General features: G+C 73.8%; 20 protein-coding genes. 11 read left to right on the top strand and 9 right to left on the bottom strand.

Features of this window, described 5'->3' with window-relative positions:
- Positions 1–6: 6 nt before the first annotated feature.
- Together MICAU_RS26165 and MICAU_RS26160 are read left to right on the top strand one after the other, a co-directional pair.
- Complete coding sequence (locus MICAU_RS26165; RefSeq protein WP_041799113.1) at positions 7–1,035, top strand: SIS domain-containing protein; 1,029 nt, start codon at positions 7–9, stop codon at positions 1,033–1,035.
- Between the two features lie 25 nt (positions 1,036–1,060).
- Entirely contained in the window at positions 1,061–2,653 is a 1,593-nt protein-coding gene (locus tag MICAU_RS26160; RefSeq protein ID WP_013288364.1) for a PAS domain-containing sensor histidine kinase, read from the top strand.
- Here the strand turns inward: MICAU_RS26160 and MICAU_RS26155 are convergent.
- Positions 2,628–4,493 carry a glycosyltransferase family 39 protein gene (locus tag MICAU_RS26155; RefSeq protein ID WP_041799112.1) on the bottom strand — a complete coding sequence of 622 codons (1,866 nt, stop codon included), beginning with the start codon at positions 4,491–4,493 and terminating at the stop codon, positions 2,628–2,630. The two genes, MICAU_RS26160 and MICAU_RS26155, sit on opposite strands and share 26 nt — an antisense overlap.
- 584 nt (positions 4,494–5,077) lie before the next feature.
- On the opposite strand from MICAU_RS26155, the gene MICAU_RS26150 reads away from it, so the two are divergent.
- Genes MICAU_RS26150 through MICAU_RS26140 form a run of 4 tightly spaced genes read left to right on the top strand, consistent with a single transcriptional unit; the run spans position 5,078 to position 8,419 of the window.
- Positions 5,078–6,787 (top strand): nitrite/sulfite reductase, encoded by a 1,710-nt coding sequence (locus MICAU_RS26150; protein WP_013288362.1) that lies wholly within the window; start codon positions 5,078–5,080, stop codon positions 6,785–6,787.
- On the top strand, positions 6,784–6,942 hold the full coding sequence (locus MICAU_RS32780) for a hypothetical protein (RefSeq protein ID WP_013288361.1): 159 nt from the start codon (positions 6,784–6,786) through the stop codon (positions 6,940–6,942). The genes MICAU_RS26150 and MICAU_RS32780 overlap by 4 nt, the downstream gene beginning before the upstream one ends.
- A complete protein-coding gene (locus tag MICAU_RS26145; protein WP_013288360.1) occupies positions 6,939–7,688 on the top strand; it encodes a phosphoadenylyl-sulfate reductase in 750 nt (249 codons plus the stop codon). The genes MICAU_RS32780 and MICAU_RS26145 overlap by 4 nt, the downstream gene beginning before the upstream one ends.
- Entirely contained in the window at positions 7,670–8,419 is a 750-nt protein-coding gene (locus MICAU_RS26140) for a sirohydrochlorin chelatase (RefSeq protein WP_041799111.1), read from the top strand. Before MICAU_RS26145 ends, MICAU_RS26140 begins: the two co-directional genes overlap by 19 nt.
- Positions 8,420–8,482: 63 nt before the next feature.
- Here MICAU_RS26140 and MICAU_RS26135 read toward each other — a convergent pair whose 3' ends face one another.
- Both MICAU_RS26135 and MICAU_RS26130 read right to left on the bottom strand, forming a co-directional pair.
- A complete protein-coding gene (locus MICAU_RS26135) occupies positions 8,483–8,740 on the bottom strand; it encodes a WhiB family transcriptional regulator (RefSeq protein WP_013288358.1) in 258 nt (85 codons plus the stop codon).
- A 450-nt stretch (positions 8,741–9,190) separates the two neighbouring features.
- Positions 9,191–10,141, bottom strand: a complete 951-nt coding sequence (locus tag MICAU_RS26130; protein ID WP_030271872.1) for a diacylglycerol/lipid kinase family protein — start codon at positions 10,139–10,141, stop codon at positions 9,191–9,193.
- Positions 10,142–10,184: 43 nt separating this feature from the next.
- On the opposite strand from MICAU_RS26130, the gene MICAU_RS26125 reads away from it, so the two are divergent.
- Complete coding sequence (locus MICAU_RS26125) at positions 10,185–10,586, top strand: hypothetical protein (RefSeq protein WP_041799346.1); 402 nt, start codon at positions 10,185–10,187, stop codon at positions 10,584–10,586.
- Positions 10,587–10,698: 112 nt separating this feature from the next.
- On the opposite strand, the gene MICAU_RS26120 is transcribed toward MICAU_RS26125, so the two are convergent.
- From MICAU_RS26120 to sodN, 3 genes are read right to left on the bottom strand one after another with little or no spacing between them, the layout of a single operon-like run.
- Entirely contained in the window at positions 10,699–11,106 is a 408-nt protein-coding gene (locus MICAU_RS26120) for an ATP-binding protein (protein ID WP_013288355.1), read from the bottom strand.
- 32 nt (positions 11,107–11,138) lie between these two features.
- Entirely contained in the window at positions 11,139–11,663 is a 525-nt protein-coding gene (locus MICAU_RS26115) for a GNAT family N-acetyltransferase (protein WP_013288354.1), read from the bottom strand.
- Positions 11,660–12,064: a superoxide dismutase, Ni gene (sodN, locus tag MICAU_RS26110; protein ID WP_013288353.1), complete on the bottom strand. Its 405-nt coding sequence runs from the start codon at positions 12,062–12,064 to the stop codon at positions 11,660–11,662. The genes MICAU_RS26115 and sodN overlap by 4 nt, the downstream gene beginning before the upstream one ends.
- A 78-nt stretch (positions 12,065–12,142) precedes the next feature.
- Here sodN and MICAU_RS26105 point away from each other — a divergent pair, with 78 nt between their 5' ends.
- The 3 genes from MICAU_RS26105 to MICAU_RS26095 all read left to right on the top strand — a co-directional run bounded on the left by MICAU_RS26105 (position 12,143) and on the right by MICAU_RS26095 (position 14,853).
- Complete coding sequence (locus tag MICAU_RS26105) at positions 12,143–12,481, top strand: S26 family signal peptidase (RefSeq protein ID WP_013288352.1); 339 nt, start codon at positions 12,143–12,145, stop codon at positions 12,479–12,481.
- 157 nt (positions 12,482–12,638) lie between these two features.
- Entirely contained in the window at positions 12,639–13,814 is a 1,176-nt protein-coding gene (locus MICAU_RS26100) for an NAD(P)-dependent malic enzyme (RefSeq protein ID WP_013288351.1), read from the top strand.
- A gap of 76 nt (positions 13,815–13,890) precedes the next feature.
- Positions 13,891–14,853: a zinc-binding dehydrogenase gene (locus MICAU_RS26095; protein ID WP_047894354.1), complete on the top strand. Its 963-nt coding sequence runs from the start codon at positions 13,891–13,893 to the stop codon at positions 14,851–14,853.
- An 80-nt stretch (positions 14,854–14,933) separates the two neighbouring features.
- On the opposite strand, the gene MICAU_RS26090 is transcribed toward MICAU_RS26095, so the two are convergent.
- From MICAU_RS26090 to MICAU_RS33500, 3 genes are all read right to left on the bottom strand, one after another.
- Complete coding sequence (locus MICAU_RS26090) at positions 14,934–15,899, bottom strand: alpha/beta hydrolase family protein (RefSeq protein ID WP_013288349.1); 966 nt, start codon at positions 15,897–15,899, stop codon at positions 14,934–14,936.
- 40 nt (positions 15,900–15,939) lie between these two features.
- Positions 15,940–16,482, bottom strand: a complete 543-nt coding sequence (locus tag MICAU_RS26085; RefSeq protein ID WP_030271861.1) for a nucleotidyltransferase domain-containing protein — start codon at positions 16,480–16,482, stop codon at positions 15,940–15,942.
- A 159-nt stretch (positions 16,483–16,641) separates the two neighbouring features.
- The gene (locus MICAU_RS33500) at positions 16,642–17,724 is read right to left on the bottom strand and encodes an alpha/beta hydrolase family protein (protein WP_013288347.1); all 1,083 of its coding nucleotides are present in this window, start codon (positions 17,722–17,724) and stop codon (positions 16,642–16,644) included.
- Positions 17,725–17,905: 181 nt separating this feature from the next.
- On the opposite strand from MICAU_RS33500, the gene MICAU_RS32775 reads away from it, so the two are divergent.
- On the top strand, positions 17,906–18,079 hold the full coding sequence (locus tag MICAU_RS32775; protein ID WP_013288346.1) for a hypothetical protein: 174 nt from the start codon (positions 17,906–17,908) through the stop codon (positions 18,077–18,079).
- The last annotated feature ends 51 nt before the right edge of the window (positions 18,080–18,130 follow it).

The following is an 18,130-nucleotide window of genomic DNA, read 5'->3' as shown; positions in this document are numbered from 1 at the left end:
GCCGGTATGGCCGCCGACATCGACGAGCAGCCGGCCGGTTACGAGCGTCTGCTCTCCACCGAGCACGCGGCGGCCATCGCCGAGGTGGCGGCCGTCGTCGCCGAACGCCGCCCCCGGCACGTCGTCTTCACCGCCCGGGGCACCTCCGACCACGCCGCGCTCTACGCGGCCTACCTGACCGAGATCCGCCTCGGACTGCCCGCCGGGCTGGCCTCCCCGAGCGCGATCACCGTCTTCGGCGCCCGGCCCGACCTCTCCGACGCGCTCGTCGTCGGCGTCAGCCAGAGCGGCGGCTCGCCCGACCTGGCCGAGGTGCTGCGGGTCGCCCGCGCCTCCGGCGCGCTCACCCTCGCGGTCACCAACAACCCCGGCTCGCCGCTGGTGGAGACCGCCGAGCTGAGCGTCGACATCGCCGCCGGCCACGAGCGCGCGGTCGCCGCCACCAAGACCTACACCGCCGAGCTGCTCGCGCTGCTCATGCTGATCGAGGGCGTACGCGCCGGCGACGGCGTGCTGCCCGCCGAGGAGCACGCCGCCCTGAGCCGCCTGCCCGAGCTGGCAGCGCAGACGCTCGCCGACGACACCCCGCCCCGGCTCGCCCCGCGCTACCGGTTCGCCGCCCAGCTCGTCACCACCGGCCGGGGGTACGCGTACCCGACCGCCCGGGAGGCGGCGCTGAAGCTGATGGAGACGTCGTACCTCCCGGCGCTCGCCTTCTCCGGCGCCGACCTGCTGCACGGCCCGCTCGCCATGACCGACCCGGACGTCCCGGTGCTCGCCGTGGTCGGCTCCGGCCCCGGCGGCACGTCGATGCGCGAGGTGCTGCCCCGCCTCGGCGAACGCCGCGCCGACGTGGTCGTGGTCGGCTCCGCCGAGGTCGGCGAGACCCGGATGGCGGTTCCCGAGGTCGACGAGCGGTACGCGCCGCTGCTCGACATCCTGCCGCTGCAACGGCTCGCGCTGTCCCTGGCCCTGGCCCGGGGCGAGGACCCGGACGCGCCGCGCGGCTTGAAGAAGGTCACGGCGACGATGTGAGGTCCGGCGTGGCACGCTGTGTGGCGTGTCCACCCTCCGTGACCTCGCCGAGGAGCACACCGCGCTCCGCCCGGCCGACATCGACCACCTGCACCGGATCGCCGGCGACTGGCAGCTGCTGTCCGACCTGTCCTTCGCCGACCTGCTGCTCTGGGTGCCGGTGGACGGTGACGGCACGTTCCTCTGCGTGGCCCAGGTCCGTCCCACCACCGCGCCGACCGCCTACCTGGACGACCAGGTCGGGCGCATCGTCGGCGGGGCCGAGGTGGCCCACCTGGAGGTGGCCCACCGGCAGGGACGGATCTGGCGCGAGGGCGACCCGGTCTGGTACGGCGACGTCCCGGCCCGCCACGAGGCGATCCCGGTCCGGCTGCGCACCGGCGACGGTGAAGCCGGCGAGGTGATCGCCGTGGTGGGCCGGGACACCAACCTGTCCACCGCGCGCACCCCGAGCCAGCTCGAACTGAACTACCTGACCACGGCCGACGACCTCGCCCAGATGATCGCCGACGGCACGTTCCCGCCGCCCCGGCACCCCGGCGAGACCACCTCGGCGCCCCGGGTCGGCGACGGTCTGGTGCGGCTCGACGCCAACGGCAAGGTCACCTACGCCAGCCCGAACGCGCAGTCCGCGTACCGCCGCCTCGGCTACGCCTCCCACCTCGTCGGGGAGGATCTGGCCAAGCTGCATCGCCGGCTCGCCGGCGACCCACTCGAAGGCACCGATGCCGGCAACGCCGTGCTCGCCGCGCTGCGCGGCGAGGCGCCACCCCGCCGGGAGATCGACGCGCGGGGCGCCACCATGCTCACCCGGGCGCTGCCGCTGATGCCCGCCGGAGTGCCGATCGGCGCGCTGGTGCTGGTCCGCGACATCACCGAGGTACGCCGCCGCGACCGCGCCCTGATCACCAAGGACGCCACCATCCGGGAGATCCACCACCGGGTGAAGAACAACCTCCAGACCGTCGCCGCGCTGCTGCGCCTCCAGGCCCGGAGGGTCGCCATGCCCGAGGCGCGGGTGGCGCTCGAAGAGTCGGTACGCCGGGTCGCCTCGATCGCGCTCGTGCACGAGACGCTCTCCATGTCCAGCGACGAGGCGGTCGAGTTCGACGGCATCGTGGACCGGGTCGCCAGCGCCGCCACCGAGGTCGCCGCCACCGAGGTGAGCGTGGGCATGCGCCGCCGCGGCACCTTCGGCGTACTGCCCGCCGAGATCGCCACCTCGCTGGTGATGGTGCTCAACGAACTGCTGCTCAACGCCGTCGAACACGGCTTCCCGCCGGCCGACGAGGAGGCCGCTGCCCCGTCGCCCGGGGACGCGGCCCGGCCCGAGGCCGTGGTCTCCGCGCCCCGGCCCGAAGTGGTGGTCTCCGCGCACCGGGCCCGCAAGCAACTGCACGTCACTGTCACCGACAACGGCCGAGGGCTGCCCGAGCAGTTCGACGCCGAACGCGGCGGCAACCTGGGCCTCCAGATCGTCCGGGCGCTCGTCACCGGCGAGCTGCGCGGCACCATCGACCTGCGCAACGGCGCCGACGGCGGCACCGAGGCGGCCATCGTCGTACCGCTGGCCCGCGGCACCACCGACCGCCTCACCGGACGAGCAGGGCCACCGTGATCCCCGGCCGCGGCCACACCTGCCGCACCGTGTAGCCCGCGCGCAGCGCGTCGCCCTTCGCGCCAGGCACCGCCGCCGGCGGGTCGGGGCGGCGGCCGGTGACCACCAGCCACACCCGGTCCACCCCGGCCAGGCACCGCGCCGGGTCGTCGCACTCCACGGCCCAGAGGCTCGCGTCCTGCCGCTGGTCGCGGACCACGAGCACGTCGCGCGGCAGCCTCCGCCCCATGTGGTACGCCATGCCGAGATCCGGGAACAGCCACCCGTCCCGGGGCGAGTAGACGATCGCATCGCCCGGCCGCTGCTCGGCGCGGATGATCCCGGCCGCGCCCGCGTAGTCGACGGGTGCGCTGCGCGGCCACTCGTGGGTACGGCGCAGGGCCACCTGGTCGGGCAGCCCGAGCAGCCCGGCCAGGACCACCACCGCGATTCCCGCCGCGATCCGTCCGCGCGGCGACGTCGGTCCTTGCTCTGCTTCCGCGGGCGCGGCAGTGCGGCCGGCTGCGGCGGGTGTCGCCGTGCGCTCGGGTTCGGCGGGCGTCGCTGTTCCCGGCGTTCGGGCTGGCGCGGGAGTGACCCGCGCGGCAGCCAGCGCGGCGCCGGCAAGTACACAGGCGAACGGCACGGTGAAGACGAGGTAGCGGGTCACCCACAGCGGCACAATCGTTCCGGCGGCGAAGACCAGCACCACCGGCAGCAGCACGGCGGCGACCGGCAGCAGCGCCCGGCGACCCAGCCGGGCCGCGCCGAGCGCCGCGAGCGCGAGCACGAACCCGCCGACGACACCGCTCTGCGCCAGCGCGCCCGGCAACGCCGCCAGGTCGGGCAGGCGCGCCGGGTCCACCCAGTCGAGTTGCCGTCCACGCTGCCCCCGCGCCACCAGCGCCAGTGGGGTGACGAGCACGACGACCGGCACCAGCGCCAGCAGCCACCCGGCCAGCACCCGTCGGCCGGGCGCCGACCCCTCCCGAGCCTCGCCGGTCACGTCCTGCCGTTCCGCTTCCGGCGCGTCCGTGCCGTGCTCCCTGCTCCCGGGAGACACCCGTGGCGTTCCACCGGCGCTCGATCTCGTGGCTGGGTGGAGCGCCGCGGGTGTCTGCGGGGCGCCGTGACACCCGTGGCGTTCCACCGGCGCTCGATCTCGTGGCTGGGTGGAACGCCACGGGTGTCTGCGGCATGGCCGGCTCGCGTCGGGCATCTCGGCTCGGGACCGGCCGGGCGGATCGACGACCGCCGCGGGGCCACGTGCGGCGGTCAGCAGCACCACCACGGCGTGGGCGGCGAGCAGGGTGAGCGCGATCAGGTGGAGCAGGGCGAGCGCGGCGACGGCGAGGGCGTACCCGGCCCAGCGTCGCCAGGTCGGCCGGCGCAGCGCCTCGACCAGCAACAGCGTGGCCAGCACGGCGAACAGCGTGGCGAGGGCGTACGGGCGGGCCTCCTGGCCGTACCGCGAGGTGACCGGCAGCACCGCGAACAGCAGTCCGGCCAGCAGCCCGGCCCTCCGGCCGACAAGCACTGCGCCGAGGCGGGCGGTGAGCGCGGCGGCCACCGCCATGGCCAGCGCCGAAGGCAGCCGCAGCGCGGTCGGCGACGCGCCGGCCAGGGCGGTCCAGCCGTGCACGAGCAGGTAGTACGGCCCGGTAGCGGCGTCGATCGTGCGGGTCATCCGGACCAGGTCCGGTACCGGGCGAATGGCGGCGCTCCAGGTCGCCAGCTCGTCCCGCCACGGCTGGGCGTGCCCGATGCCGGTCAGTGTCACAGCGAGCGTGAGCAGTCCGGGTATCACCCACACCACCGGACCCGGCCGGCTGCGGACGGACGCGGGCGCGAACCTCCTCACCCCCGCAGCCTCACACGCCCAGCCCTTCCCGCCCGTCCGCTCCACCGATTCCCACCCACCCGGCCCCCCGACCCGGCCCTCGCCCCGGCCCCACGCCCGGACCCGGTCGATCATGAAGTTGACGGCACGCACCGTCCCTTTTGTCCCCGCCAACTTCATGATCAATGGAGCGGGTGGGTGGGGTTGAGCTTGTTGACCAAGGAGATTGCGGCCCGGGGTGGTGGGTTGGGGGACGCTAACTCCTTGATCACCGGGGAGAGGGCGGGGAGGGGGATGGGGGTCGATGTGGGGGTGGTGGGCCCGTGATGTGGGATCACAGTGCGGAGCTGTGGTCGTGCGGGGCGTGGTGTGGCAGCATGAGGCACATGACCGCCGCTGTCGTCCGCCGCTTCGTGGCTCGTCGCCACGTCGATTACGGCCGCGTGCGCAGCGCGATCTGTCCGGCCCACTGACGACGCCCGACCTTTCCGTCTCGGGCGCGTACTCGCGCCGGCCGTCATCGACATCGCCGTCCACGGCCCTCTCCAGGGCCGGCCGCCGCGTCCGCGCTCCAGGCACCGCAGCAGACCATGGAGGACGCCGCGATGGCGGTCAGCAGCACCCCGACCCGTCCCGACACCCCGGCGCCTGCCGCCCGTGCGCCCCGCCGGCCACGCGGCGAGGGGCAGTGGGCGCTCGGACACCGTGAGCCGCTCAACCCCAACGAGCGGATCAAGAAGGACGACGACCCGCTGAACGTGCGGGACCGGATCGAGAACATCTACGCCCACAACGGTTTCGCCTCGATCGACCCGCAGGACCTGCGCGGCCGGTTCCGCTGGTGGGGCCTCTACACCCAGCGCAAGGCCGGCATCGACGGCGGGCGTACCGCGGTGCTGGAGCCGCACGAGCTGGAGGACGAGTTCTTCATGCTCCGGGTACGGGTGGACGGCGGCCAGCTCAACCTGGCCCAGCTCCGCGTGATCGCGGACATCTCCCGCGAGTTCGCCCGGGACACCGCCGACATCACCGACCGGCAGAACATCCAGTACCACTGGATCCGGGTCGAGGACATGCCGGAGATCTGGCGCCGGCTGGAGGCGGTCGGCCTGCAGACCACCGAGGCGTGCGGCGACTGCCCCCGGATCGTGCTGGGCAGCCCGGTCGCCGGGGTGGCCCGGGACGAGGTGCTCGACCCGACGCCGGCGATCGACGAGATCGTCCGCCGGTACGTCGGCGACAAGGCGTACTCCAACCTGCCCCGCAAGTTCAAGACCTCGATCTCCTGGCTGGTCGACACGCCGTACGAGGCGAACGACATCGCGTTCCTCGGCGTGGAGCACCCGGAGCACGGGCCCGGGTTCGACGTGTGGGTCGGCGGCGGGCTCTCCACCAACCCGATGCTCGCCAAGCGGCTCGGCGTCTGGGTGCCGCTGAACGAGGTACCGGACGTGTGGGCCGGTGTGGTCGGCATCTTCCGCGACTACGGCTACCGTCGGCTGCGCAACCGGGCCCGGCTGAAGTTCCTGGTCGCCGACTGGGGCGTGGAGCGCTTCCGGGAGGTGCTGGAGAAGGAGTACCTGGGCCGCACGCTGCTCGACGGTCCGGCCGCCGACCTGCCGGCGAAGCCGGTCGACCACATCGGCGTGCACCGGCAGAGTGACGGCGCGAACTACGTGGGCGCGGCCCCGGTGGTGGGCCGGGTGTCCGGAACCCAGCTGGCGCAGCTCGCCGACGTGGTCGAGGCGCACGGCAGCGACCGGGTGCGGCTCACGCCGTACCAGAAGCTGCTCGTGCTGGACGTGGCGCCGGAGCGGACCGACTCGCTGGTCGCGGCGCTGCGCGGGATCGGCCTGGAGGCCCGGCCGTCGGCCTGGCGGCGCGGCACGATGGCCTGCACCGGCATCGAGTTCTGCAAGCTCGCCATCGTCGAGACCAAGCGGCGCGGTGAGGAGCTGGTCGCCCGCCTGGAGGAGCGGCTGCGCGACTTCGACGCGGACATCTCCATCCACCTCAACGGCTGCCCGAACGCCTGCGCCCGCACCCAGGTCGCCGACATCGGGCTCAAGGGCCAGCTCGTGGTCGGCCCGGACGGCCGGCAGGTCGAGGGCTTCCAGGTGCACCTCGGCGGCGGCCTCGGCATGGCGCAGGGGCAGACCGCCGGCTTCGGCCGCAAGCTGCGCGGTCTGAAGACCACCGCCGAGGAGCTTCCGGAGTACGTGGAACGGCTCGCCCGCCGCTACCTGGCCGGCCGGACCGAGGGTGAGACGTTCGCCAACTGGGTGATCAGAGCCGACGAGGAGGAGCTCCGATGAGCGATGCCCGATCTGCGCCTCTCTACTGCCCGTACTGCGGCGAGGAGGACCTGCGACCGCACGAGGCCGGGCACGGCGCCTGGGAGTGCCACGCCTGCGCGCGGGTCTTCGCGGTGAAGTTCACCGGCCTGCTGAGCCGGGCGGTGACCCGGTGAGCGGCCTCGTCTCCGCCGCCGGCCTCGGCCTGATCGGCGCGGCCGAGCCGACGCGCCGCGACCCGGAGGAGCTGCGCGCGCTGGCCGAGGAGGCCGGCCGGGAGCTGGCCGACGCGCCCGCGATCGAGATCGCCCGGTGGGCGGTGGAGACGTTCGGCGAGCGGTTCTGCGTGACCAGCTCGATGGCCGACGGCGTGGTGGCGCACCTGGTCTCCCGGGTCGCGCCCGGCGTCGACGTGGTGTTCCTGGACACCGGCCTGCACTTCCCGGAGACGCTGCGGGTCCGCGACGAGGTGGCCCGGCGGATGCCGGTGCGGGTGCGCTCGATCCGGCCGCGGATGACTGTGGGGCAGCAGGACGGCCAGTACGGTCCGCGCCTGTTCAACAGGTCCCCGGACGACTGCTGCCAGCTGCGCAAGGTGGAGCCGCTGGAGCGGGCGCTGTCCGGGTACGACGCCTGGGCCGCCGGGCTGCGCCGGGACGAGTCGCCGACCCGGGCGAACACGCCGGTGGTGGGCTTCGACGCGCGGCGCGGCAAGGTCAAGGTGAACCCGATAGCGGCCTGGACGCAGCGGGAGGTGGACGCCTACGTGGCCCGGTACGACATCCCGGTCAACGAGCTGTTCGCCCGCGGCTACGGCTCGATCGGCTGCTGGCCGTGCACCCGGCGGACGAAGGCGGGGGAGGACCCGCGCGCCGGGCGCTGGGCGATGTTCGAGAAGACCGAGTGCGGCCTGCACACCTGAGCGCCGGGCCGCCGGTGGTGCTGGTGGCGCACGGCAGCCGTGACCCGCGTGCGGCGGAGGCGACCCGGGCGCTGGCCCGGGCCGTGGCGGACACCTGCCCCGGCCGTCCGGTGCTGCCGAGCTGGCTCGACCACACCGATCCCGGGCCGGCCGAGGTGCTGCGCGGGCTGGCCGACGCCGGTCACTCCCGGGCGGTCCTGGTGCCGCTGCTGCTGACCGCCGCGTACCACCGGAAGGTGGACATCCCGGCGGCGGTCGCGGCGGCCGGCGCGGACATCGAGGTACGGGTGACGGACGTGCTGGGGCCGACCGGCGGCGGGGTGGACGGCGGGCTGCTGGACGGGCTGCGCCGCCGTCTGGCGGAGGCGACCGGTGACGGGCCGGGTGGTCTGGACGCGGTGGTGCTGGCGGCGGCCGGTACCCGGGATCCGGCGGCGCGCGCCTCGGTGGGCCGGGTCGCCGCGGCGTTCGGCGCCGGGCTCGGAGTGCCCTGCCGCGTCTCGTACGCCTCGGCGGCGCCCCCGGAGGTCGGCGGCGCGGTCACGCGACTGCGCGCCGCGGGCGCCCGCCGGGTCGCGGTGGCCGCCTACTTCCTGGCGCCGGGCCGGTTCCACGACGGGGTACGCGCGTCGGCCCGGTCGGCCGGCGCGGTGGCGGTGGCGGACCCCCTGACCGACCTGCCGGAGCTGGCGGACCTGGTCCGGCGGCGGGTGGAGGCGGTGGCGGGCTGACCCGGTCCGGGACAGCAGAACGCCCCGGCCGGAATCCCGGCCGGGGCGGTCAGCGTGTACGGGTCAGGCGGAGTGAGCGCGCAGCACCCGGAGGCCGCCGCGGCGCTTCACCGCGCGACGCTCCTCTTCGCTCATCCCACCCCAGACGCCGGCGTCCTGACCGGACTCCAGCGCCCACTGCAGGCACTGGTCGGTCACGGGGCAGCGCCGGCAGACGGCCTTCGCCTGCTCCACCTGAAGGAGGGCCGGGCCGGACGTCCCGATCGGGAAGAACAGCTCCGGGTCCTCGTCGCGGCAGACCGAATCGTGGCGCCAGTCCATGGCGGCAACACTCCTCATTCTTAGTGGGTGGCCAGATAACGCTTCGTTGTTGCTATTTCTATATGCGTCCGCATTGCCGAATGGTGACGGTCAGCATCCATCAATTCGGCGCAGCGTGAGCAGGCTGTGGGATGCCCGGACCTGCTGGAACAGCTCAACCGAACGAGCATATCCAGGCAATGTCCCGGCAACACGAGTTCGCTTGTGAATACTTTCACGAACTACAGCGATGTCAAGGGTGACGCTCGGAAAAACTCCGAACAGTGAGCGGGCTCACCACCCATTTGTCCGGGTTTGCCAGAGCCCTGGTTACCCGGCGTGCCACAGTCGATAATCAATGTAGTACGGTCTGCGTGACGTTGCTGACATTTCCGGCACCCTTCCTCGGCGTGGCGGCCACCGCGCCCGCGCGGCGGGCGGTCCGCGTCAACCGACTGGGATACCCGAGACCTAGCAGATTACTCTCAGTGCGGCCGGTACGGATGTGAATCGGACTTTCTCCCGCTCGCCGAGGTAGTCCCCGTCCAGCTGGAACGGCAACGGCCGGTCCGAGACCAGCGTGAACTCCGCCACGTCGTGCAGCCGCAACACCTGCTTGCCGTGCGGATCCGGTTGCTTCGAGAAGAACTGCACCGCCGTACGGGCCGTGCTGGCGACCCGCAGCCGCCGCAACGCGAGCACGTCGAGCCCGAGATCGAACGACGCCTCCGGGTTCGGGTTGATCTCGCGGTCGCCCAGGTACGTCCACGGCGCGGTGTTCTGGATGATCGCCGTGGCCAACTCCGTCGCGGGCGCCTCACCCGGGCGCTCCAGCGTGATCGACGGGTGGCGGCGGTCCGAGCCGACGAAGTACTGACTCGCTGTGGAACGGAAGTAGAGCGCCGGGGTGGAGACGCGCCCCTTCTTGCGGGCCTGCTCCACCCGGCGGATGACGGCCGCGTCCAGCCCGAAGCCGGCGCAGAACGTGAAGTAGCGGTCGTCCGCACGGCCCAGCCCGATCGTGCGGGACCGGCCCAGTCGCAGCCCTTCCAGGATCATGCTGGTGCCGTCCGGCCACTCCCGGGGCAGCCCGAGCGCGCGGGCGAACACGTTCGTCGAACCGCCCGGCACGGTGGCCAGCGCGGGCAGCCGCTCGGCCGAGGTCTGTCCGGTACGGAACGTCGGCGGCTCCGCCGCCATCAGGCCGTTCACCACCTCGTTGACGGTGCCGTCACCGCCGAGCGTGACGACCAGGTCGACGCCCTCCTGGGCGGCCTCCCGGGCCAGATCCGTGGCGTGGCCCCGTCGGCGGGTGTAGCGCACCGACAGGTCGACTTCACTGCGCAACGCCCGGACCAGCACGTCCCGGCTGCGCTCGCTGGTGGTGGTGGCCTTCGGATTGACCACCAGGACGGCCCGCATGGGCGGCACTGTACCGCGACTACCCACCGGTATCGTGGCGCCCGTGACGATCGACTCCGACCCGCTCCCCGGCACGCTGCGCGCCGCGGTGCTCCTGCTACGTGCCCAGGCGGTGGCGCTGGGGCTGATCGCGGTGTGGCTCATCTGGTCCGACCTCACCGCCGACACGACGGATCTGACCTCGGCGCTGCTGGTGACCGTCTTCGCCGTCGGCGGCGCGGTGGCGCTCTGGGCGCTCGGCGGCGCGCTGTCCCGCCGCCGAGCCGGGGCTCGTGCGCCGGCGATCGTGCTCCAGCTCATGCTGCTGCCGGTCGGCTGGTTCATGATCGAGGGCGGCATGGGCTGGCTCGGGGTGCCGCTGATGGCGCTCGGGATCGGCATGGTCGGGCTGCTGGTGAGCGGTCCGACGAACCGCGCGCTGGGATTCGGCGAGTCGGCCCGCTGAGCGCCGCCCGGTCTTGACGCGGCCCTTTCTGGACCGCAGCCGGGCCTGGGGCGCAGCCGGGTCTGGACGCCGCCGGGCCGTGGCCGCGCGTCGGTCAGAAGCCGCGCATCGGTCAGAAGCCGCCGGCGCGGCGGGTCAGCAGCGAGATGGTGGCCCGGCCGCCTGATGCGTGGGCGTTCGCCCCGGTGGTCAGCGCGGTCAGCACCTTCCAGGCGAACGACGACTCGGACGGCAGCGTGGCGCCCCGGACCGTCGGCACCGTCACCTCGACGGTGAGGGCGTCGTCGGTCACCGCGAACCGGCACTCCAGCTCGGCGTCGCGGGTGGCGATGGCGAGCAGCATGGCGCACGCCTCGTCGACGGCGATGCGCAGATCCTCGATCTCGTCGAGGGCGAACTGGAGCCGGGCCGCGAGGCCGGCCGTGGCGGTGCGGAGCACGCCGAGGTAACCACCGTCGGCGGGCACGGTGAGGTGGACGACGTCGTCATCGGTCGTCGGGTGCCCGGTCAGTTGAGTCACGGCTCCTCCCCCCGGTGCGGGACTCTACCCGGTCAGCGGGCGGGGCGCGTGGGCGCGGCCGTCGCGTGCGTCGCTAGCTCGTGCAACGCCGGCCCGGCCAGGCGGTACGGCGTCCACTCGTCCATCGGCGTGGCACCGATCGCGGCGTAGAAGCGGGCCGCCGGGTTCCAGTGGATCATCCACCACTCCAGCCGCTGGTAGCCGCGCTCCACGCAGATCGCGGCCAGCGTGGCGAGCAGCATCCGGCCCGCGCCGGTGCCCCGGGCGTCCGGGCGGACGTAGAGGTCCTCCAGGTAGATGCCGTGCACGCCGGCCCAGGTGGAGAAGTTGAGGAACCAGAGCGCGAAGCCGACCGGCTGGTCCGAGGCGTCGACGGCGACGTGGCCGTACAGCGCCGGGGACGGGCCGAACAGCGCCGCGTCGAGCTGTGCCGTGGTGAGGTGGCACTGCTCGGGCGCGCGCTCGTACTCGGCGAGTTCGTGCACCATGGCGACGACGGCCGGTACGTCCTCGGGACGTACCGGCCGGATCGTCGGAGTGCCGTCGGGCGACGTCACGCCTGCTTGGTCTCCCAGAAGATCTTCGAGATCTCGTCGATCTTCGCCAGCAGCTCGTCGGCCTTGGCCGGGTCGGTGCCGCCCTTGGCGCCGGCCGCGCCGGCCAGCTTGGTGGCCTCGTTGAACAGCTGGTGCAGGTGCGGGTACTTCTCGAAGTGCGGCGCCTTGAAGTAGTCGGTCCAGAGCACCCACAGGTGGTGCTTGACCAGCTCCGCCCGCTGCTCCTTGATCAGGATGGCGCGGGTGCGGAACTCCGGGTCGGTGTTGGCCTGGTACTTCTCGCAGATCATTTTGACCGACTCGGCCTCGATCCGGGCCTGGGCCGGGTCGTATACGCCGCAGGGCAGGTCGCAGTGAGCGCTGGCCGTCACCCGGGGCGTGAGGATGCGGGGAAGGCGCATCAGGGTCCTCCATGGGTTGTTTGCGATGATCCAAGACGACATTACTCCTGGAGACGCCCTCCGGGGCTGGGAGGTGACATGGCGCCCACCGGTGAACCTCCGGCCCTGCGCGGCCCGCTGGTGCCGGTGCTGGTGACCGGCCCGTCCATGGCCCCGACGCTGCGTCACGGCGACGCGGTGCTGGTCCGCACGAAAGGCCGGCCGGTACGCCCCGGCGACGTGGTCGTCGCCGTGTTCCGCAGCCGTCCCGACCTGCTCGTCGTCAAGCGGGCGGTGGAACCCCGCGACGGCGGATGGTGGTTGCGCGGCGACAACGAGTTCGTCGCCGACGACTCCCGCGCGTACGGCGTGGCCGACGTCCGGGGCCGGGTGGTGGCCCGCTGGTGGCCGCGTCCGGGACGGGTCAGGGGACGGTAACGACCGGAGCGGATATGACCCCGCTCACATACTGGGTGCCGAAGCGTGACTATGCTCGAAAAGTGCCCGGGTGACCCCCGCACCGCCGCGCCGCCGGTCGCTGACCACCGCTGACCACGCCGGCCGGTCCGTCTGCTCGACAGATCCTGGAGTCACCATGTCTTCGTCCACCCCGGACCCCGCCGATCCCGTCTTCCGCCTGCACGTCGGCGGCAAGATGGCAGTCGCCTCCACAGTGCCGCTGACCAGCCGCGAGGACCTCTCCCTCGCGTACACCCCCGGTGTGGCCCGGGTGTGCGAGGCGATCGCCGCCGACCCCGCGCTCGTCGACACCTACACCTGGGTGTCGCACACCGTCGCCGTGGTCACCGACGGTTCCGCAGTACTCGGTCTCGGCAACATCGGCCCGCGCGCCGCGCTGCCCGTGATGGAGGGCAAGGCGGTGCTGTTCAAGCAGTTCGCCGGCGTGGACGCGGTGCCGGTCTGCCTGGACACCCAGGACGTGGACGAGATCGTGGCGACGGTCAAGGCGCTCGCGCCCTCGTTCGGCGGGATCAACCTGGAGGACATCAGCGCCCCGCGCTGCTTCGAGGTGGAGCGCCGGCTCGACGAGGCGCTGGACATCCCGGTCTTCCACGACGACCAGCACGGCACCGCGATCGTGGTGCTCGCCGCGCTGCGCAACGCCGCGGCGCTGCTCAACCGCAAGCTCGGTGACCTGCGGGTGGCGGTCAGCGGCGCGGGCGCGGCCGGGGTGGCGGTCACCAAGATGCTGATCGCCGGCGGCGTCGACCCGGACCGGGTGGTGGTGTGCGACTCGCGCGGCATCATCGGCCGGCACCGCGAGCTGACCGGCACCAAGGCCGAACTGGCCGAGCTCACCAACGCCGAGGGCCGCCAGGGCGACATCACCGAGGCGCTGCGCGACGCGGACGTGCTCGTGGGCGTCTCCGGCGGCCAGATCCCGGAGGCGGCGGTGGCCGGCATGGCCCCCGGCGGCATCGTGTTCGCGCTGGCCAACCCCACCCCTGAGGTGCACCCCGAGGTGGCCGCCCGGCACGTGGCGGTGGTCGCCACCGGGCGCAGCGACTACCCGAACCAGATCAACAACGTGCTCGCGTTCCCGGGTGTGTTCCGGGGTGCGCTGGACGCCGGGGCCACCCGGATCACCGACTCGATGAAGGTGGCCGCCGCCGACGCCATCGCGGGCGTGGTGGCCGAGTCGCTGACCGCCGACGCGATCGTGCCGTCGCCGCTGGACCCGCGAGTCGCCCCGGCGGTGGCCGAGGCCGTCGCGGAGGCCGCCCGCCGCGACGGGGTCGCCCGCCGCTGAGATGTAAGGAAGGGGCCCTTCCTAACGCCTTCGGTAGAGGAAGGGCCCCTTCTTAACTGCTGCTCAGCTTGTTACCGTGCCGATCATGCGTGCTGCCTATGCCTCGGCCTTCGACGCCGACAACCCGCTCGCCGCGCTCGCCGTCGGCGACCGTCCCGAGCCGACCCACCCGCAGGACGACTGGGTCACCGTGCAGGTCCGGGCCAGCTCGCTCAACCACCACGACCTCTGGTCGCTGCGCGGCGTGGGCCTGACCGCCGGCCAGCTCCCGATGATCCTGGGCTGCGACGCGGTCGGCACCGACCCGGACGGCAACGAGGTGGTCATCTACCCGGTGGTGCCCACCCCCGGTGACCCGCGCGGGGTCTCCATCCTCTCCGAGCACTACCAGGGCACGTTCGCCGAGCGTGTCGCCGTACCCCGGATGAACCTGCTGCCGCTGCCCGACGGCCTGTCGGCCACCGACGCGGCGTGCCTGCCCACGGCCTGGCTCACCGCCTGGCGGATGCTGACCACCAAGGGCCGGGTCGCCGACGGCGAGTCGGTGCTGGTCCAGGGCGCCGGCGGTGGCGTGGCCACCGCGGCCGTCGCGCTCGGCGTCGCGCTCGGCAAGCGGGTGTACGCGACCAGCCGCGACGCCGCCAAGCGGGAGCGGATCGCCGAGCTGGGCGCGACCGCGCTGGAGCCCGGCGCACGGCTGCCGGAACGGGTCGACGTGGTGATCGAGACGGTCGGCGCGGCCACCTTCGACCACTCGCTGAAGTCGGCCGCCCCGACGGCCCGGATCGTGGTCTCCGGCGCCACCTCCGGGCACGAGCCGAAGATCAACCTGCGCCGGGTCTTCGCCATGCAACTGGAGATCCTCGGCACCTCGATGGGCACCCCGGACGAGCTGACCGAGCTGCTCGCGTTCTGCGCCGAGCACGAGGTGCGCCCGGTGGTCGACCGGGTGGTGCCGTTCAGCGAGATCTCCGAGGCGTTCGCCCGGCTGCACTCCGGTGAGGTCTTCGGCAAGGTGGTCGTCGACCACACCGCCTGACGCGGACGGCGCGCGCCGTGCGGACGGCCTGTTAAGAAGGGGCCCCTTCTCTACCGGAGACGTTAAGAAGGGGCCCTTCCTTACAGGCGATCGTCGAGGGTGGCCAGGCCGCCCCGGGCGGCGTCGGCCGGGAGGCGCCTCTTCGCCGCCGGGTCGCCGTAGAGCGTCCAGCGGAGGAACTCGACAGTGGTGTCGGCGACCACGCCCAGCGCCTTGCCGTCGCCGAGCAGCGCCCGGCCGTGGTCACCCTTCGGCAGGCTGAGCATCGCCTTCGGCCACGGCACCACGTCGTACACGGCCTTGCCGGCGGCGTACGACACCACCTCGTCGGCCTCGCCGTGCACGAACAGCTGCGGCGCGGCGGCACCGGCGAACGCGGTGCCCACACCGAGCGCGGTGCCGGCGAAGACGATGCCCGCGTCCAGCCGCTCGTCCCGGCCCGCGGTGAACAGCCCGATCGTGGTCACGCCACCGGCGCTGTGCCCGGTCGCGGCCACCCGCTCCGGGTCCAGCCGGCCGCGCAGCGGATCGCCCGCCTTCTCGCCCAGCGCGAGCACGCGCGTCAGCACGTACGACACGTCGGCCGGCTGGTTGAGCACGTCCAGCGGGTTGCCGTCGGTGCCCCGGGAGGTGTGCGGGAAACGCGGCGCGGCGACCACGAACCCGGCCGCCGCCCAGCGGGTCAGCAGCGCCTGGTAGTCCTCCGGCCGGGCGCTGAGCCCGTGGCTGAACAGCACCACAGGGAACCGCCCGTCCGCCGCCGGGGCGGAACGCTCGACCGCGCCACCGGCCGCGCCCGCCGCCGGGTACCAGAGCGTCACCGGCAACGGCCGGTCGCCGTCGCGGTTCAGCTTCACCTGGCGTACGCCGACCGCGAAGCTCTCCGTGGGCGCCTTGCCGGCGGGTACGCGCTGCGCCGGCGTGGCACTGGTCGGTGGGGCGTCGGGGGCGGGCCGCCCGGCCGGGGCGGTGGGCTGCTCCGAGCAGCCGGTGAGGGCGGCGCCGAGCACGGCGGCGGTGATCAGGGCGGCGGGACGACGGCGCATGAACTCGATTGTGCCTCGCGATCGCGGCTACCAGGCCCGGTCAGCGCGGCGGGTGACCGCCCGCTGACGCCCGGAGACGAGCCAGGTCGGCGGCGTCCTTGGCCCGGCGCTGGCGTTCCGGCATCCAGACCGGGAACATCTCCTTGAACTCGATCTGCGCGGCGACGCTGATCACCGGTGCCGCGAGCGTGCCGATCCGGCCGGGCGGCCCGGCCAGCATGCCTTCCGGCAGGGCGGTGCCCGCCCACGGTCCGGCGCCGACGACGACCCGGCCGTCCGCGTCCCGGTCGAGGTACGCGAAGCTCAGCTCGACGTCGTCGCGCAGCAGGTCGAGTTGCGTCGTGGCGGGCATCCGGGGGTCGGGGCGCCAGCCGAGCGCGCCGAGCCGGTCGGCCAGCGTCTCGGCGTCGCGCCGCCAGCAGTACCAGTCGACGTCGACATGCGGACGGGTCACCTCGCCGAGGTGGAAGTCCATCGCCCAGCCCCCGCGCAGCCACACGTCGATCCCGCACGCGCCCGCGACGTCGACGACCTCCCGAATGGCCCTCAGCTGCCGGCCCGCCACCCCGTCCACCCCGCGCACGCTACCCACCCCGCCCGGACCCCGCCGCCCGCCCAGACCCTCACCCCCCGCCCAGACCCGGTCGATCATGAAGTTGGCGGCGACAAACCGGACAGCGAACGCCGTCAACTTCATGATCGACGGGACAAGGGGGAGGGTGGGAGGTGGGGGCGGGACGCTTCAGGTGGGGAGGGCGCGGGTGGTGAGGGTGGTGCCGGGCGCTGTCGCGTCGGTGGGGAGGCGGTGCAGGGCGGCGCGGTCGGCGTAGAGCGTCCAGCGCAGGAAGTCGGTGGTGGTGGCGAGCACCTGGGCGAAGCCGGGCCGTCCCGGCGTCAGGTACTCGCCGTGGCCCTGGCCGGTGAGGCTCAGGAAGGCGGCCGGCCCGAGGCAGCGGGCGTACGCGGCCCGGCCGATCGACTCCGGCACGATCCGGTCGGCGCTCCCGTGCACGAACAGCATCGGTGCGAGTGGGCGGGAGAGCCCGGCGACCATCCGGCCACCGGCGATCACGATTCCGGCCCGTACCGGGGACGGCTGCCCGGAGGCGAACATGCCGAGCGTGGTGTGCCCGCCGGCCGAGTGCCCGGCGGCGGCGAACCGGTCCACGGCCATGTGCGCGCCGAGCGGATCCCCGTGGCGGGCGCCCAGCCGGACCAGATGACGGATCAGTCGCCAGGCGTCGGCGGGCTGGTTGCGCACGTCGTCGCGGGTGTAGGCGCGGGCGCGCTGGTTCGTACGCGGATAGGTGGGTGCGACCACCACGAACCCGGCGGCGGCCCAGCGGGTGGTCAGCGCGGCGTGCAGGGCGGGCAGGCTGCGCAGCCCGTGGCTGTAGAGGACCACCGGGAAGCGTCCGGCCGCGAACGGCGCACCCGGCCGCACACGCGGTCCGCGCTCCGGGCCGGGGCTCGCCGGTGTGGCGCGGCCGGAGCCGGAGGGGGCCGCGAAGACCGATGGGCGAGACGGCAGGGCCGCCGCAGCGCGCGGCCCGGACGGGCCGGACACGTCGGACCCGGCGGCGGGATCGACCGGCGGGTCGACGACGTCAGGGGGTGCGGGGGACGGTTGCGCCGGGTACCAGACGGTGACCGGCAGCGGCCGCCTGCCGTCCGGGTCGAGCGTGAACTGTCGCATCCCGACCGAGTACGGGCGCTCCGGCGCGGGCCCGACGGCGGCCGGGACCGGGTCGGGCGTGGCCACGGCCGGGCCGCAACCGGCCAGCAGCGCCGTCATCAGCGCGGCGACCAGCCGCTGCCCCCTCACACCTGCACGGTAGGCAGCCGAGCGGTCGGCCCGCGCCCGCCGTCCGGGCCGGTCGGTGCCGCCACCCGGGCGGCTCCCGCCTCCACCGGGTGGCCGGGTTTGCCCGATCCCGCCACCCGGATCCGCAGGTGGCGGCCCGGCGGGACATTCCGGTCCGGTCGGCTTCGCTAGGGTCAGCCGCATGGCTGAGAACTACACCGACCCGAGTGGCAACACCGCGCAGTTCCGCGCTTTCGTCGATTCTCCCGAGCCGGCCGCGTCGGCGTCGGCGCCGTCCCGCCTGCCGCTGATCGCCGGCGTGGCCGTCGCCGCCGTCGTGGTGGTCGCCCTGGTCGCCTGGATCGCCCTGGGCTGACCCGAGCTGACCCGGCTGACCCGGGCTGACCGTGGCTGATCCGGCCCGGCC

Origin of the sequence: Micromonospora aurantiaca ATCC 27029, from assembly GCF_000145235.1 — a bacterium.
GTDB classification, from domain to species: Bacteria; Actinomycetota; Actinomycetes; order Mycobacteriales; family Micromonosporaceae; genus Micromonospora; species Micromonospora aurantiaca.
The sequence above is the reverse complement of the archived record's forward strand: the minus strand, read 5'-3'. Positions and strand labels throughout refer to the sequence as shown.

Bases quoted from the DNA above. Each gene is read 5' to 3' on its own strand.
- MICAU_RS26165 (WP_041799113.1), top strand. From the start codon at position 7: ATGGCCGCCGACATCGACGAGCAGCCGGCCGGTTACGAGCGTCTGCTC.
- MICAU_RS26150 (WP_013288362.1), top strand. From the start codon at position 5,078: ATGGCGGTCAGCAGCACCCCGACCCGTCCCGACACCCCGGCGCCTGCC.
- MICAU_RS32780 (WP_013288361.1), top strand. From the start codon at position 6,784: ATGAGCGATGCCCGATCTGCGCCTCTCTACTGCCCGTACTGCGGCGAG.
- MICAU_RS26135 (WP_013288358.1), bottom strand. From the start codon at position 8,740: ATGGACTGGCGCCACGATTCGGTCTGCCGCGACGAGGACCCGGAGCTG.
- MICAU_RS26130 (WP_030271872.1), bottom strand. From the start codon at position 10,141: ATGCGGGCCGTCCTGGTGGTCAATCCGAAGGCCACCACCACCAGCGAG.
- sodN (WP_013288353.1), bottom strand. From the start codon at position 12,064: ATGCGCCTTCCCCGCATCCTCACGCCCCGGGTGACGGCCAGCGCTCAC.
- MICAU_RS26105 (WP_013288352.1), top strand. From the start codon at position 12,143: ATGGCGCCCACCGGTGAACCTCCGGCCCTGCGCGGCCCGCTGGTGCCG.
- MICAU_RS26100 (WP_013288351.1), top strand. From the start codon at position 12,639: ATGTCTTCGTCCACCCCGGACCCCGCCGATCCCGTCTTCCGCCTGCAC.
- MICAU_RS26090 (WP_013288349.1), bottom strand. From the start codon at position 15,899: ATGCGCCGTCGTCCCGCCGCCCTGATCACCGCCGCCGTGCTCGGCGCC.
- MICAU_RS32775 (WP_013288346.1), top strand. From the start codon at position 17,906: ATGGCTGAGAACTACACCGACCCGAGTGGCAACACCGCGCAGTTCCGC.